The sequence below is a fragment of the Sulfurospirillum diekertiae genome, assembly GCF_011769985.2.
In the GTDB taxonomy this organism is placed as follows: domain Bacteria; phylum Campylobacterota; class Campylobacteria; order Campylobacterales; family Sulfurospirillaceae; genus Sulfurospirillum; species Sulfurospirillum diekertiae.
In genome coordinates, this window is the sequence record NZ_CP039734.2 from 1,798,079 (window position 1) to 1,813,589 (window position 15,511).

16 protein-coding genes are annotated in these 15,511 nt (G+C 39.4%); 5 read left to right on the forward strand and 11 right to left on the reverse strand.

Features of this window, described 5'->3' with window-relative positions; all coding sequences use genetic code 11:
• The first annotated feature begins 57 nt into the window (after nt 1-57).
• A complete protein-coding gene (locus tag FA584_RS09160) occupies nt 58-2,169 on the forward strand; it encodes an RNA degradosome polyphosphate kinase (RefSeq protein WP_096047020.1) in 2,112 nt (703 codons plus the stop codon).
• A 1-nt stretch (nt 2,170) separates the two neighbouring features.
• Nucleotides 2,171-2,695, forward strand: a complete 525-nt coding sequence (locus FA584_RS09165) for a gamma carbonic anhydrase family protein (RefSeq protein ID WP_167749247.1) — start codon at nt 2,171-2,173, stop codon at nt 2,693-2,695.
• Here the strand turns inward: FA584_RS09165 and FA584_RS09170 are convergent.
• The 3 genes from FA584_RS09170 to rpe are packed head-to-tail and all read right to left on the reverse strand — an operon-like array spanning nt 2,676 to nt 4,707.
• Nucleotides 2,676-3,479 (reverse strand): 3'-5' exonuclease, encoded by an 804-nt coding sequence (locus tag FA584_RS09170; protein WP_167749248.1) that lies wholly within the window; start codon nt 3,477-3,479, stop codon nt 2,676-2,678. The two genes, FA584_RS09165 and FA584_RS09170, sit on opposite strands and share 20 nt — an antisense overlap.
• A complete protein-coding gene (locus FA584_RS09175) occupies nt 3,463-4,062 on the reverse strand; it encodes a phosphoribosylanthranilate isomerase (RefSeq protein ID WP_167749249.1) in 600 nt (199 codons plus the stop codon). Before FA584_RS09175 ends, FA584_RS09170 begins: the two co-directional genes overlap by 17 nt.
• Before the next feature lie 3 nt (nt 4,063-4,065).
• Nucleotides 4,066-4,707, reverse strand: coding sequence for a ribulose-phosphate 3-epimerase (gene rpe / locus FA584_RS09180; RefSeq protein ID WP_096047024.1), 642 nt, complete (start codon nt 4,705-4,707; stop codon nt 4,066-4,068).
• 170 nt (nt 4,708-4,877) lie between these two features.
• Here rpe and rpmB point away from each other — a divergent pair, with 170 nt between their 5' ends.
• The 3 genes from rpmB (at nt 4,878) to FA584_RS09195 (ending at nt 6,625) form a co-directional block, all read left to right on the forward strand.
• Nucleotides 4,878-5,066 carry a 50S ribosomal protein L28 gene (rpmB, locus tag FA584_RS09185; RefSeq protein WP_087439017.1) on the forward strand — a complete coding sequence of 63 codons (189 nt, stop codon included), beginning with the start codon at nt 4,878-4,880 and terminating at the stop codon, nt 5,064-5,066.
• 87 nt (nt 5,067-5,153) lie between these two features.
• Nucleotides 5,154-6,344 (forward strand): bifunctional glutamate N-acetyltransferase/amino-acid acetyltransferase ArgJ, encoded by a 1,191-nt coding sequence (gene argJ, locus FA584_RS09190; protein ID WP_167749250.1) that lies wholly within the window; start codon nt 5,154-5,156, stop codon nt 6,342-6,344.
• Nucleotides 6,345-6,397: 53 nt separating this feature from the next.
• Nucleotides 6,398-6,625 (forward strand): HP1242/YdcH family protein, encoded by a 228-nt coding sequence (locus FA584_RS09195; protein WP_087439019.1) that lies wholly within the window; start codon nt 6,398-6,400, stop codon nt 6,623-6,625.
• 39 nt (nt 6,626-6,664) lie between these two features.
• Here the strand turns inward: FA584_RS09195 and FA584_RS09200 are convergent, their stop codons facing one another.
• From FA584_RS09200 to lptE, 8 genes are read right to left on the reverse strand one after another with little or no spacing between them, the layout of a single operon-like run.
• Nucleotides 6,665-7,327 (reverse strand): 3-methyladenine DNA glycosylase, encoded by a 663-nt coding sequence (locus FA584_RS09200; protein ID WP_167749251.1) that lies wholly within the window; start codon nt 7,325-7,327, stop codon nt 6,665-6,667.
• On the reverse strand, nt 7,320-8,126 hold the full coding sequence (locus FA584_RS09205; RefSeq protein WP_167749252.1) for a TIGR00282 family metallophosphoesterase: 807 nt from the start codon (nt 8,124-8,126) through the stop codon (nt 7,320-7,322). The genes FA584_RS09200 and FA584_RS09205 overlap by 8 nt, the downstream gene beginning before the upstream one ends.
• Nucleotides 8,123-11,092 carry a transcription-repair coupling factor gene (gene mfd / locus FA584_RS09210; RefSeq protein ID WP_167749253.1) on the reverse strand — a complete coding sequence of 990 codons (2,970 nt, stop codon included), beginning with the start codon at nt 11,090-11,092 and terminating at the stop codon, nt 8,123-8,125. Before mfd ends, FA584_RS09205 begins: the two co-directional genes overlap by 4 nt.
• On the reverse strand, nt 11,093-11,485 hold the full coding sequence (locus FA584_RS09215) for a bactofilin family protein (RefSeq protein WP_096047030.1): 393 nt from the start codon (nt 11,483-11,485) through the stop codon (nt 11,093-11,095).
• Nucleotides 11,425-12,324 (reverse strand): peptidoglycan DD-metalloendopeptidase family protein, encoded by a 900-nt coding sequence (locus tag FA584_RS09220; RefSeq protein ID WP_096047031.1) that lies wholly within the window; start codon nt 12,322-12,324, stop codon nt 11,425-11,427. The genes FA584_RS09215 and FA584_RS09220 overlap by 61 nt, the downstream gene beginning before the upstream one ends.
• Nucleotides 12,314-13,468, reverse strand: a complete 1,155-nt coding sequence (locus FA584_RS09225; protein WP_167749254.1) for a bifunctional folylpolyglutamate synthase/dihydrofolate synthase — start codon at nt 13,466-13,468, stop codon at nt 12,314-12,316. Before FA584_RS09225 ends, FA584_RS09220 begins: the two co-directional genes overlap by 11 nt.
• Complete coding sequence (locus FA584_RS09230; RefSeq protein ID WP_167749255.1) at nt 13,468-15,012, reverse strand: GGDEF domain-containing protein; 1,545 nt, start codon at nt 15,010-15,012, stop codon at nt 13,468-13,470. The genes FA584_RS09225 and FA584_RS09230 overlap by 1 nt, the downstream gene beginning before the upstream one ends.
• Nucleotides 14,996-15,511: an LPS assembly lipoprotein LptE gene (lptE, locus tag FA584_RS09235; RefSeq protein ID WP_167749256.1), complete on the reverse strand. Its 516-nt coding sequence runs from the start codon at nt 15,509-15,511 to the stop codon at nt 14,996-14,998. Before lptE ends, FA584_RS09230 begins: the two co-directional genes overlap by 17 nt.

Here is a 15,511-nt window from a genome sequence, read left to right on the forward strand (position 1 = left end):
TTTTATAACTTTTTTCTGATAAAATAATTAGATTTATTTTGCAATGAAGGATCAAACGTGCTTGATTTAAATGACTCTAGCCTGTATCTTAACCGTGAGCTTTCATGGCTCAAATTTAACACCAGAGTCCTCACCCAATCCTTAAAAAAAGAGTTGCCTCTTTTTGAACGACTCAAATTTTTAGCCATTTATGCCACCAACCTTGATGAATTCTATATGATCCGCGTTGCAGGGCTTAAACAACTCTTTAGTGCCGGCGTCATTGAAACGGGTGCTGACCAAAAAACACCTTTGGATCAACTCAGAGAAATCAGAACGTACCTTTCGAGTGAAAAAGAGATTATTCAAAGCAGTTATGAAGAGATCGTCAAAGACCTTGAAAAAGAGAATCTTTTTATTACCGATTATGACAATTTGACGCCTTCATTGGCAAAGTTATCGGATGACTATTTCTTTTCAAATGTCTTACCTGTCATTGTCCCGATTGCAGTGAATGCCACACATCCTTTTCCGCACCTCAACAACCTGAGTTTCTCTCTTGCTGTAAAACTTCAAGACAGTGAGATCGAAGAAGAAGGCAATTACAAATACGGCATGATCCGAATTCCTCGTGTACTTCCACGCTTTTTCCAAGCAGGGGACAATACCTATGTGCCGATTGAAACAATTGTTAAAAAACATGCTGAAGAGATTTTTCCTGGCTATAAACTCGTCGCATCTGCCGCGTTTAGAGTGACCCGAAATGCGGATATGGTCATCGAAGAAGAGGAAGCGGATGATTTTATGATGATTATGGAGCAAGGGTTAAAACTGCGCCGTAAAGGAGCATTTGTACGCCTTAACATTCAAGATGGCACCGACCCTGATTTGCTCAATTTTCTCAATTCACATATGCAGATTTTCTTTAAAGATATCTATGCCTATAAAATTCCACTTAATCTTGGAGCATTATGGCAAATTGTGGGCAATAAAGACTTTTCACATCTTGCATTGCCTCCGTACAATCCAAAAACATTGCCGCCATTTGATAGCAATGAGTCTGTCTTTAAAGTGATCGATAAAGGCGATGTTTTACTATTTCATCCGTATGAGAGTTTTGATCCTGTTCTACGACTCATTCGTGAAGCATCTAAAGACCCAAAAGTGGTCTCTATTCGTATGACACTCTACCGTGTGGAAAAAAATTCTCAAATCGTCCAAGCTCTGATTGACGCTGCCAATGAAGGCAAACAAGTTACCGCCGTTGTGGAACTAAAAGCGCGTTTTGACGAAGAAAACAATCTCCATTGGGCAAAAGCGTTGGAACAAGCAGGTGCCCACGTGGTTTACGGCATCACCGGTTTTAAAGTTCACGCGAAAATCGCTCAAGTCATTCGCCAAGAAGAAGATGGCAAACTAAAGTTTTACATGCATTTTAGCACGGGTAACTACAATGGCGCTACGGCGAAGGTTTACACCGACACCAGCTTCTTTACATGTAAAGAAGATTTTGCCAAAGACGGTACGATGTTTTTCCATATTTTATCGGGCTTTTCCAAACATAAAAAACTTGACACGCTTTCCATGTCACCGACACAAATCAAGCCTAAAATCATTAACCTCATTCACAATGAAGCCAAATATGGTGCTGAGGGGCGCATTATTGCTAAAATGAACTCGTTGGTGGACTCTGATGTGATTCAAGCCCTTTACTACGCTTCTATGCAAGGGGTTCAGATCGACATTATTGCTCGCGGTATTTGTTGTTTACGTCCGAATGTGCAAGGAATCAGTGAAAATATTCGCGTCAAATCTATTATTGGAAAATACCTAGAGCACGCTCGTATTTTCTACTTCAAACATGGTGATCCAACCACAACCTTTATCTCTAGTGCTGATTGGATGCCAAGGAACCTTGAGCGACGTTTGGAGCTTATGACGCCAATTTTTGATAAAACATTGCAACAAAAACTGTTTGAAATTTTACAACTCCAACTCAATGACAATGTGCTCAGTTGGAATTTAGAAAACAATGGTGATTACACGGAAGTTGAGCCAACCGAAGAACGTGCGATTAACAACCACACCGTGCTGGAAGACTATATGAATAAAATCTATAAGGCACAAAAGAAAGATACTAGCTCCCATAAAGCTGAAAAATTGGCACGTCGCTTGTTTAAAGAGAGCTAAAATGATTATGGAGTTTCAAGGCGTATCACCTCGCATCGCTTCAGATGTGTTTGTGGCACCCAGTGCGGATATTATCGGCGATGTAACTATCGCCGAGGAAAGTTCCGTTTGGTTTGGCTGCGTCATTAGAGGCGATGTAAACTCCATTAAAATTGGCAAACGAACGTCGATTCAAGACCTTAGCATGATTCATGTCACGCACTTTAAAAAAGCCGATCGCAGTGATGGATTTGCAACAACGATTGGCAATGATGTAACCATAGCGCATCGCGTGATGCTCCATGGTTGTACTATAGAAGATGCCTGCTTAATAGGCATGAGTGCGACGATCTTAGATGGTGCGGTCATCGGTACAGAGTCCATCGTCGGGGCTAATTCACTGGTGACTAAAAATAAAATCTTTCCACCGCGTTCACTCATTATGGGCAATCCTGCCAAAGTTGTACGAGCACTTAGCGATGAAGAGGTTTCCTCTCTTTACGCATCGTCCGCTAACTACGTGCGGTTTAAAGCGATGTATCAGTAGGCTTTGAAGGCTTCTCTTTTTTCTTCTTCTTTTGGTTTTGAGGATTCGTAAAAGCGATTAACTGCTCTACGGTTTGCACCTCTTCAGGTAAATTTTCCAACGCTTTAAAGAACACTTGCGCCGTAGCGCGTGCATCGTATAATGCTCTATGGTGATTTTCAAAGCCTATCCCCAAATAGTCCGTAAGCGCCCCTAGACCATACTTAGGTGCTTCGATACATTTTCGCGCTAAATCAATGGTATCAAGTCTGCGATTCAAAAGCGGACCAAACCCTGCTTGTTCCATAGCGTAAGAGATAAAATAGTAGTCAAAATTAACATTATGCGCAACAAAAACGGCATCTTTGATAAACAGACGAAATGCTTCTAAAACAGACGTAAGTGAGGGTGCTCTTTGAAGTTCCGCAAGGGTAATGCCTGTGAGTTGCTCAATGCTATCAGGTAAAATATCTGCCTTAGCCAAGGATGAAAACTCAGCAACTTCTTTGCCATTTTCAATCATCACCGCACCGATTTCAATAATCTGGTGTAAAGCGGGTTTACTGCCATTGGCTTCAATATCGACAATGCAAAATTTTCCCTGACCGATGGGTGTAGTAATCGTTTCTAGGGTAAAAGCGTAATTATTGTATTTAGTGATAGGAAGCCCTAAAAGTTTGAGCATTGATATATCTTCAACATCCACAGGTTCCAACTCTTTAAACGTATGCATTTTGGCAAAAAATTCTTTATGAAAAATAGGCTTTTGCGTCATCTTAAAAATATAACTATCTACTGCTCTCACACTTTGCCTTCTTTATAAATGCTCGTACTTTATCGTGATCTTTAAGGCCTTTTGCTTTTTCTACGCCACTGCTGACATCGACACCGTAAAAGCCAAAAGGTTTAATTTGATCAATATTTTCAGGAGTCAATCCGCCTGCTAGGATGATGTTGTCTCTATCACTGTTTTCAAACCATGAAAGATCAATCCTCTTCCCTGCTCCGCCGTAGCCTTCAACATAGGCATCAACAAGCCTGATTAATCCTTGATACTGTTCGACATCACGAGGTTCGCGCGTACGCACAACACGAACATAAGGCACTTTTAACGCGTTAAAAAATGTCTCATCTACTTCAAACTGAATCTGCGCCATATCCATCTGCGCCTCTTTACATGTAAGACTCACTTCATCAGGTGTCACATCTACAAAAAGCCCGATCTTCTTTACATGTAAAGGCAATTTTTCTGCAATTTCTTTCGCATTTTGAGGTGTAATATAACGAGGAGATTTTGGATAAAAAACAAAACCAAGTGCGTCCGCCCCTGCTTCAATCGCACATAGTGCGTCTTCAAGGTTCGTAATACCGCAGATTTTAACCCACATCTGTTACACTTTTAAAGAATCAATAGCGTTTTTATAATCATTGGAGCCAAAAATATAATTGCCTGCAACGACAATATCCACCCCCGCATTGGCAAGTGCTTGAATATTTTGGTTATTGACCCCACCATCCACTTCAATGAGTGTTTGCGCATTTCGTTTTAAAATCATCTCTTTTAAAATCGGTGCTTTTTCTAAAACATTGGGGATAAATTTTTGCCCACCAAAACCAGGGTTGACACTCATAAGGAGAACCATATCCAAATCTTCAATGAGATATTCTATCGCAGACGGTGGCGTGTGAGGATTCAATACAATCGCGGGAGAAATACCTAAGTTGCGAATTTTTTGAATCAACCGATGCGGGTGTTTCTCTTCTTCAATGTGAAAGGAAAGGTATTTAGGTTTAAGCGGAGCAAAAAGATCAACAAAAAATGTATTGTTTTCAACCATCAAGTGAATATCAAGAGGCTTTGTAGCAGCGCGTGCTACAGCATTTACCACAACAGGTCCAATGGTCAAATTGGGAACGAAATGCCCATCCATAACGTCCACATGGACAAGATCACATCCTGCCATGCAAATCGATTCAATTTCTTCTTTTAACTTTCCAAAATCAGCAGAAAGGATACTTGGAGCAACTAACATAGTTTGCCTTTATACGATTAATAGACTTCGTAACAAAGTCTATCCACAAAAATTTACTGAAATTGTACCCAAATTTATAATATTTTCGATATAATCTCAGGCTGCATAGAATTAAGCGTTTCTTTTGCTTCTTTCATGTACAATTCACGAAAAATTTTAAGGATATCGATATGGCAAGAAAATGTGCTCTTACTGGAAAAGGCCCTATGGTTGGTAACAACGTAAGCCATGCGAACAACAAAACTAAAAGAAGATTCCTTCCAAACCTTAGATCTGTCCGTGTGACACTTGAAGATGGAACGACTAAGAAAATTAGAATTGCTGCTTCGACACTTCGTACAATGAAGAAAAACGGCTAAAATTTCTCCTTTCATGGGGAAATTTTACGCTAGTCTTGTTTTGATCTTACCTCTTTTTCTCACAATCAAATCCTAAAGGATTTACAGATGTTTACCATTCTCCCAATTATTAACGGACTTGACAATGTTGCTGGTTTTTTCTGTCAAGGCGTATCGGCTTGTTTTAAGCCTAATGGCAATAACGATGTTGCTTTTATTCGCTCTGATGAACCGTGTGATATTTCCAGTGTTTTTACAACCAATGTATTTCAAGCAGCTCCCATTAAACATTTTTTGCGTTACCCCAAAGGGTTCCAAACCAATTTTATTTTGATGAATGCCAAAAATGCCAATGCAATGACAGGAGCGGAAGGTATCGAAGATATTGATACATTGTTTCATAAACTCAAAACAAAATTTCCAACTTTACACAACCCTATTATGAGCTCAACAGGTGTCATCGGATACCGTTTGAATGTTGAAAAACTCTCAACTGCTTTTGATAAATTTGATTTTAATGCCAAAGATTCTCACTCAACAGCCTCCGCTATCATGACAACCGACAGCTTTAAAAAAGAGCTCTGTTTAAAAGTGATTTTAGAGGATGATAGTTTCTTTCATATCGCAGCGATCTGTAAAGGTGCAGGTATGATCAATCCAGCGATGGCAACCATGCTCTGCTTTATTATCACCGATGCCAACATCCCTAAAGCCGATATGGATGAACTCTTACTCCCTGCCATTGAAAATTCTTTCAATGCCGTCAGTGTCGATGGAGATACCTCAACCAATGACACCGTACTTCTTTTAAGTTCTAAAAAAAGCAATGCTTATCATAAAAATGCTTTCAATGAAGCATTGTGTCGCATTACCAAAGAGCTAAGCCTTATGCTGGTACGTGATGGCGAAGGTTCTTCCAAAGTAGTTGCATTTGAAGTGAGTAGTGCAAAAAATGTAGCTGAAGCAGAACGCGCTGCTAAAGCACTTAGTAATTCACTGCTTGTTAAAACAGCACTATTTGGGGAAGATCCAAACTGGGGACGTATCGCTTCGACTATTGGAGCCAGTGGTATTACATGTAATGAAGAAACCCTTGTGATTCATTATGACGATGTCTTAATTTACAGTAAAGATCAGCGTTCCCTAAATGCAGAAGCTGAAAAAAAAGCTGCGGCTGTCATGAAAAAAGAGTCATTTCGTATCCATTGTGAACTAGGAATTGGCGAAAGCTCTTTCACTGCATATGGCTGTGATTTAGGACATAAATATGTTGAGATTAATGCCGACTATAGGACTTAGTCTTAAAATTAAGCACTTTTTGATAAAATAAAACAAATATAAAAGGAGAACCTATGCTACACGAATACAGAGAAGTTATCTCAAAACTCAAAATTGATAATGCACACTTTGCTAAAATTTTTGAAAAACACAATGAACTTGACCAAAAAATTGCTGATGCAGAAGAAGGAAGAGAGCATATTAGTGAGGCTGAACTTGATGCACTCAAAAAAGAGAAACTTAAACTTAAAGACGAAGCGTATGCAACAATCGTTGCTTACAAAAAAGAACACAATCTCTAAAACAAGAGCTCTTGCAATTTTGCAAGAGCCAAATTGAGTTTAAAGGCTCAATCCTCCTACATTCACTTTTTTCCCTTGACTGTTTTCCTTACAAAATTCCACAATTTTTCCATGAAACCGTGCATAAAGTTCTGTTAAAGAGATCTCTTTTCCATAAAGCTGATTGATTTTTGATTGATTGTGCAAAAGGCCTTCAACCATCCATTCTTGAAGAGCAGCATAAGATTCAAAGCTATAGTCAAAACCTTCAAGCAAACGTGCCGTATAGGCATCAACAACCATAGCCTCTTGTTTACAGGCATAACAGAGGATAGAGTCGGCACTCTCTTCACCAATCCCTTTTTGTGCCAACAACCACTCACGATCGACTGCTTCACAAAAAAATTCAAAGGAGCTAAACGCTTCAAGAATAGCGTTTGCTAACAAGGAAAGATTTTTTGCTTTAGTATTGTAAAATCCACTGGGCTTAATGTGCATAGCAAGTGATTCAAGATCAAGAAGCGAAAGCTTTTCCAAGCTATCAATTCCTGCACACTCTAAGTTTGCCATACTGATTTCAACTTTTTCCCATTTGGTCTGTTGGGTTAAAATGGCGCCAACAATCACCCAAAAGGTACCAGAGCGCGGCCACCACAAAGGATCACGCGTGGTCTTGAGATAGCCTTTCTGTTTGAGGGCAACCAAAAGATCAAAACTATTCATGTACAGCCTTAGTGATCAAACGCTCTTGGTCATCAAAGACACGCAGTTTAAACGCTTCAATACACTTACCTTCTTCTATTTCCATAACAATCATCTGCAAAATCTTTTTACATTTCTTTGGAATTTCTAAGGAAGCGGGAAGTCCTGTAAGAAAACGTTTGAGTGGAGCATCTTTATCCATGCCTATAACGCCATCACGTGCCCCGCTAAGCCCAACATCGGTGACATAGCATGTTCCCTCAACGATTTGAAGATCGTCCGTTCCTACGTGCGTGTGAGTACCTAAAATGGCACTCACTTTGCCTTTTAAAAGCATATGCATCGCTCGCTTCTCTGAAGTCACTTCCGCATGAAAATCAATAATGATGGTTTCAACGCCTTCTGTTCTTAAGGTATCGACTACTTTTTGCGCTGCTAAAAAAGGATTTTCTACCATTGGCATCCCATAGTGTCCCATGATATTGACGATGGCAATCTTTTCATCCTTTACATGTAAAACGCTCACGCCTCGCCCCGGTACACCAACAGGGTAATTTAGAGGCCTAAGAATAGGCATCACCTCTAAAAGAGGGATGATCTCTTTTTTATCCCACGAATGATTTCCCCCTGTGAGAATATCAGCGCCATAGGAGAAAAGTTCTTTGGCGTGCTGAGAAGCTAAACCAAAGCCATGGCTGGCATTTTCGCCATTGGCGATGACAAAATCCAGTTCAAATTCTTGGCGAAGTTTGCGAAGGTATTGCTCCAACATCGTACGACCCGGTTTGCCTACAATATCCCCGATAAACCCTACTCTCATGCCTTCGTCCTAAGGTGAAGCAACACGGTAGCAATGATATCGTCATCATCCCGACTACGTGATTGCAACATGATTTTTTTCTCATCTTCGTATTTGATCGTAATATTTTGCCCGTAATTGGAGATAAGGACAATGTTTTGTTGTGTCGCTAAAATTTTAATCTCAATCAGTTGCAAGAACTGCTTTGTCGAAACATCAAGTTTGCCAAAACGATCCACCATCTCTTCTTCGATTTCTAAAACATCATGCACACTTGCACAACGGCTCAAACGTCTGTATAATTCGAGTCGTACACGGTCTTCTGCGATGTCATTGTCGCTAATGAATGCACTAATGGAAAGCTTAATCTCAACCTCTCGTGAAGCAATCGGTGTTTTACCCAAAAGCGAATTGATCGCATCTTCAAGCATTTTAAGATAGAGGGAATACCCAATATTTTTGATATGCCCACTTTGTGCTTCACCCACCAAATTACCGCCACCTCTGATTTCAAGGTCATGGTAGGCAAGGATGGAACCACTGCCTAGATACGAATTGGATTCAAGTGCAATAAGACGTTTTTTGGCAGATTCCGAGAGTTCTTCTTTATCTTTCACCAAAAAGTAACAAAAGCCTTGGCGCTTACTACGCCCTACGCGACCACGAAGTTGGTGCAGATCTGCCATACCAAAGTGATCGGCTGAATCGATAAGAATCGTATTGACATTGGGAATATGAATACCTGATTCGATGATGGAGGTACTTAAAAGTACATCATACGCTTTCTCTTCAAAATGCAACATCTCTTTTTCGGTGATAGCCGCACTGATTTCTGAATGAAGTGTGAGAATGCGTAGATTGGGCATCATAGAGAGCAGCTCTTTACGTTTAGCCTCAATGGTAGCAATACGGTTGTGCACAAAAAAGACCTGCCCACCACGTCTCATTTCCCGAATAATCGCCTCTTTGATAACCTTTTCATCATACTCTTTCACGAACGTTCGCACATCTTCTCGATCATTAGGTGGTGTTAAAAGCTGTGAATACTGCTTAATGGAACTCAGTGCCATATTGAGACTTCTTGGAATGGGCGTGGCACTCATAGAGAGAATGTGGACATTTTCACGGAAGTTTTTAAGCTTCTCTTTTTGTTTGACACCAAATTTATGCTCTTCATCCACCACCACAAGCGCAGGATTGTGTAGTTCTACTTCAAACAAAGAGTGCGTTCCTACGCAAACGTGCAACTCGCCACTTTTGAGCTCTTTTAAAATCACCTGCTTTTGAGCGGGAGAAGTAAAACGATCCAATTGCGCTACTTTGATGTTGTACTTGGCAAAACGGGTTGAAAGGCTCTTAAAATGCTGCGAACATAAAAGTGTGGTAGGTGCAATTAAGATCGCCTGAAAGCCTTTTCGTACCGTCGCAAATATTGCATTCATCGCCACTTCTGTCTTACCAAAACCGACATCACCACTGAGCAGTCTGTCCATCATCTTACCGCTTTTGAAATCACTCAAAATTTCGCCAATAACCCGTCGTTGATCTTCGGTATACGTAAAGCCTGCATCGGCTTCAAACAATGCCATTTCACCCTGTTCCATAGCAATGCTGAGCCCATCCACCATCTCACGTTTAGCCGCAATGGCAATGATCTCACTGGCAATCTCTAAAAGTCGCTCTCTGGTTTTGGCTTTGAGTTTTTGGAAACTCCCTTTTCCAAGGCGATCCACGCTGACCAAACCACCGCTTTCGCCAATGTAACGATCGATTACATGTAAATTTTCAACGGGGAGTAAAAGCTTATCGTCGCCCAAATACTCTATCAAAACAAAATCTTTAGTAGCCCCTAAAACAGTGACTTGTGTAAGTCCCTTAAAGATGCCAATACCATAGTTTTCATGTACGACATAATCGCCACTTTTAAGTTCATCCAGAACAATGTTGGCACGCTTACGTTTGATTTTTGTAGAGGGCTTATTGAGCGAGAGAATAACCTCTTCCGCGTTCATAATGTTAACGATACGCTCACTCTGAATCCACTTTACATGTAAAGGTTCTATATCTACAATACGCAGTAAAACTTCATTTTTTGCTAAGAGCGTTATTTTTTTATTTTGATGCAACTCTAAAAAAGTTTTGATGTTACTGGGTGCAATTTCCCTGTAAGCTTTTGCTTCAGGAATCGATGGAAGGCTTTGTAATTTTTTGGCACCCACCTCATCAAAAAGTGCTATTTCGTCAAGTTCTGCTACTGCATCCATACTCAAGTAGGTTTTAAATGCTTCCGTATAAACTGCCCCGCTCTCCCCCAAAACCCACAGACCAAGCGAATGCACATCTTTGGTAAAGCTATCACTTTTAAGAGAATCTATACGTTTTTGCATCAGCGTGTGACGTTCTTCATCGAGTGCAAAAAGGGCTGGGAAAAGTGTATAGCTTTCCAGTTCCTCTTTGGCACTCTTTTGACTCTCACAGTCAAAGAAACGAATACTTTCCACTTCATCATCAAAAAGACTTAAGCGAAGCGCTTTTTCACTGTCCGGTGGAAAAATATCGATGATATCTCCCCGTACAGAGATTTCACCTTTGTCTTGTACTACATCCACAGCAAGATAGCCCCAGTAGAACATTTGCTCTTTAAAATGTTCCAAATGTAAGCGCATACCAAACTCTAGACTTAAGGTGTCAAAAAGTTCGGCTTTGGGAAGTGGCGTTAAGAGTGTCCGCAAGGGAGCAATTAAAATCTTTTTAGGAGAGTTGTCTTTATAAAATGCTTGCAAAACACGTAAAAGCTCTACAATTTCCTCATGGAAAGAGAGGAGATCATCACCACTATTTGCCCGTAAATCAGGTAAAACATAACTTTTCTTACCCAGAAAAAGGGCTACTTCAGAAGCTAGGAAAGCCTCCTTTTCACCTTTGACACCTAAAAGTTGAAGGTCATTTTTAGTTTGTAAAAATTCATAACACGCAGCTTGTAACAATCAATCCCTTTGTTCTTCATACGAAGGTGCTTCCACACTCTCGGTTTTAATTTTGCTCTCACCCTCAAAAATAGCTTTGGCTTCAATAACCAGCTCTTTTGAAATGACTTTTCCCAAAAATTTGCCACCTTCTAAGACTTCAACATTATCGCAGTTGGCATTGCCTTCAAAGAGACCATTGATAATCAAATGACTTGCGTTAATCTCACCACTTATTTTTCCTTGCTTTCCAATAGTTACGATGCTATCTGAGAGCACTTTTCCAAGAATGGTACCATCGACATGTAAACGTGTTTGGCAATTAAAAATACCCTCTATTTTTGCACCACTGGCTACGATGGTTGTCTCGGAAGCGGGTATTGAGCATTGATCAGCTTTATTAAAGATTCCCATGTTACTCTCTTCTCCTTTTTAAAGATTTCAGCAAAATTAGAACCACGCCATCGTAAAAAAGGTTGTGGATCAAGTATTCTGCCAATGAATTTTACCTCATAATGCAAATGAGGACCTGTTGTCATTCCGCTAGCACCTGAATAAGCGATCATATCGCCTTTTTTTACAAATTGTCCCTCTTTGACAACGGGTTTATTTTGTAAATGTGCATAATAGCTTTCAAATCCATAATTATGGCTCAGCGAAACAACATTGCCATAACCGCTGTTTTGGTTATACTGTACAAATTTCACCACTCCATCTGCTGGTGCTAAAATAGGTGTTCCAATAGGCGCTCGAAGATCGATTCCCGTATGAAATTCTTTACGTTTTAAAATCGGATTATCTCTCCAACCAAAAGGAGAAGATATTTCACTATAGGCCATAACATCACCACTAGGGATATTATCGAAAAATGTTTTTTGCTGAATAATTGTGAGGTCAATCTCTTCAAGACGACTATCAATATTTTCTTCTTCGTTCGTACGAAGACCCATCATCTCTTCCATGTTACTGATTTTATCGCGAATATTTTCATACTCTTGCGCTTTTTCAGAAACTTTACTTTGGAGTTCTTCATTTTGAACTAAAAGAAGATTACGCTCAGAAACCGCACTCTCTTTTTTCGCTTCAAGGCTTGAAACTTCATGCATTAAAAATAAAATGACAAAACTACCGACTAAAATAACCAATGCCACAAACAGCGTAAAATAAAGCAAAAATTTTTTAATCAGTTGATGCAATAAAAAATGTCGTGAACCATTGACATCAGAGATAGTGACTGTAAATTTATTTCTCACTTAACCCCTTTAAAAAGGCTTCCACTACCGAAAAAGAGCCAAAGACAAGATACTCTTTATCGCTTTGAATGGTGACAAAAGAAGAGATAGGAAGTTCGAGAGCTTTAGCAGCAGCATAAATATCACGCTTATCGGCAGCACGTGGACTGTCAATCTCAATGACTTGGATCTCTTCAACAACGGGTTTTAAAATTTTTAAAATGGTTCTAAAATCCTTATCCTTATAGCTATTATAGACCAAAATAACCTTTTTTTCGCCTAAATTTGCCACTAAGGCTTCTGCTGCCATCACATTATGCCCAACATCTACCGTGACATTAGGTAAAAGTTTTTGACAACGCCCTTGCAAAACAACCGGCGAAAAAATATCTAAATTGCAATCATATCCAAGTACGTTTAACGCGCAAAGTGCTGTTCTGAAATTCTCTTTAAGATACGTTGGTAAACCAAATTTGTCACTATAGACATCCAGTTTGGAACTAAAGGTTTTATAAAAAAAATCGTTCACATCATAGAGACGGCTCTTGAGTTTTTTTACTTTTGCCAATGCGATAGGATGAACGTTAGCATCATACTGTTTGGCTAAAACAATATCCCCGGTTGCGCTGTTGATCTTCGTCTGAGCAATCTCTTCGATCGTTTGTCCCAAAAAAGATTGATGATCTAACCCAATAGGGGTAACAATGGAAAGGCATTTGGGAAAGACATTGGTCGCATCAAACTCACCACCAAGCCCCGCTTCGAGGATAACATAATCACATGTTTTGCAAAAAATACTCATGGCTAAAAGTGTTGTGTATTCAAAATACGAAAGTGATTCAGCCATACTAGGCTCTAACCAAGAGAGAAGTTCCGTATGCGCTTGCTCTAACATCTCATCATTGGCATCTTCGCCACTTAGCCAAATACGTTCATTAAATTTGAGAATATGCGGAGAAGTATAATGCCCTACCTGTAAACCATTGCTGAGAAGCATTTGTGCTAAAAAACGTCCCGTTGTCCCTTTACCATTGGTTCCAACAATATGAATAATTTTGGGAAGGGTTAAATGAGACGCTATGCTTTGATACGCTTTGGGCATACGAGCATAATCAATTTCATCGTAAAAAAGCGGTTTTGTCGCTAAAAATGATTGAAGTTGCATCAGAGCACAGGTAACACTTGATTACGTCCTGCCTCTTTTGCTTTATATAAAAAGCTATCAGCAGAACCTATCGTTTCTTCTTTAGATTTTTCTAAAGAGCGCTGTGCGACACCACAACTCACCGTCACATTAATGCGTTCATTTTTATACAAAAACTTAAATTGCTCTACAATGGCACGAATTTTATCGGCAAAATGAATGGCTTGCGCAAGATCAATGCTTGGAAGAATCACTAAAAATTCTTCACCACCATAACGACCTACAAAATCCACTTGACGCACATATTTTCGTAGAATTTTACCTAACGTAGAAAGGATGACATCACCTGCCTCATGACCATACGTATCATTGACCATTTTAAAGTGGTCAATATCAATAAAGCAGATGGTATAATCAACTTTGTAACGCATAAAAGCATCTTCAACACGTCCAAGTTCATTGGCTAAAGCACGCTTCGTTGCCACATGGGTCAAGTAGTCTTCTTTAACTTCTTGTTTTGCAACCAAAAGCGCTGATTCTAACTTGGAAACACGTTTTTGAAGCTTGGTAATTGTTTCTTGATTACTTGTCATCTTTTCGCTTAGAGATTTCGTCTCACTTTCCAAAGATGAGGCAATATTGAGAAGTTTTACATGAACGTTTTCAAAACTATCGTGTTCAAAATTAATACTTTGTAAATCTGCTTTAATAACTTTCACTTGCTCATGACTCACATTACTATTTTGAATCAATTCCAAAATCTTTTTATTAATCTCATCAAGAATTTTATCCAGCGCTGAAACTTTCTTTTGCACTTCAGCTTTATCAAGCTCTATGCGCTTTGAAATAAGCCCTTTAAGCTCTTTTTGCAAGGCTGGAGTACCAAGAGCATCAGGAGAATTACGTAATTCATTACCAATTGATGCTAATTCATCATTCATTCCTGAAGCAATAGAAGGGGCTAAAGATGCGATAATAAGAGGAACTAGCGTACTATAAAGTTCACTACTCGTATCTTTACTCATGATTTTAATAAGATCTCGCACCATTGCCTCAAGATCATCTTTACTCACATGCCCAAAAGAATCCAACTTCTTCAGATAACTGTCATCGTAGTTAGAGATAAAATCAAACCATTTTTCTTTAACAAGCTCAATAGATTGAAGATTTTGGTGAAAATCGAGACGCTCGAGGGAAGCATTTGCCAAACTGGTTGCTTTTGCATCATGTAAAAGGGTAATCGCTTGTAGCACTCTTTTGGTTAAAATAGCCAGAGTGTTGACCATTTTGAGGGCATCACCTTCATTGGCACGGTTCAGTTTTGCGACCAAAAAGGCAAGAAGTTCGTCGACATTACTGATGCTAAATCGTTTCATATCTGTTGCAATAGTAGGATCAAGCTTTTTAGTGTACTTATCTACTTTTTGACAATCTTCAACAATCACCCCTTTTTGTTTGGCAACTTTACAGAAAACTTTTGCATAATTATCGGGTGTTAAATTAAGATGCTCCGCTTTAATGAGTTCTAAGGTATCTTTAATGATCTCATTAATTGTTGTTGCCATTACGAAGTCCTTTAATCGAAATCTTGGAAACAAACTCATCTAAAGCATCTCCTGACGCATAGCGGATTGCATCAAAACGATTATTATCCGAAACAACACTGTTGGATTCAATCGAGAAGTCATACTCTCCTGTGGCCGTCAATTTTTGAACTTTTTTTGTTTCATCTTCATACTCCATTGCTAGGACAACGGTAGCTTTGTATGCAACAACATAGCCATATTTATCATACACGGTAGGAGAAAAACCGATGGAACCGATCTTTACATGTAAAACACTGTCTGCTTGTTCTTTGGCAACCAACTTTGCACCAAAACGACTGACAATCGCTTCATTGACAGCATCTTTTATGAGAACACTATTTCTTGGATCTTGTCTTGAGATCGAAACTTCCGCATATATTTTATTTCCTAAGGCATGCTTCACATAATAGGATGCTGGCTTGTAACCACATCCACTTAAAAATGCTACCATCAAGAATCCAAGAAATAGTTGTTTCAT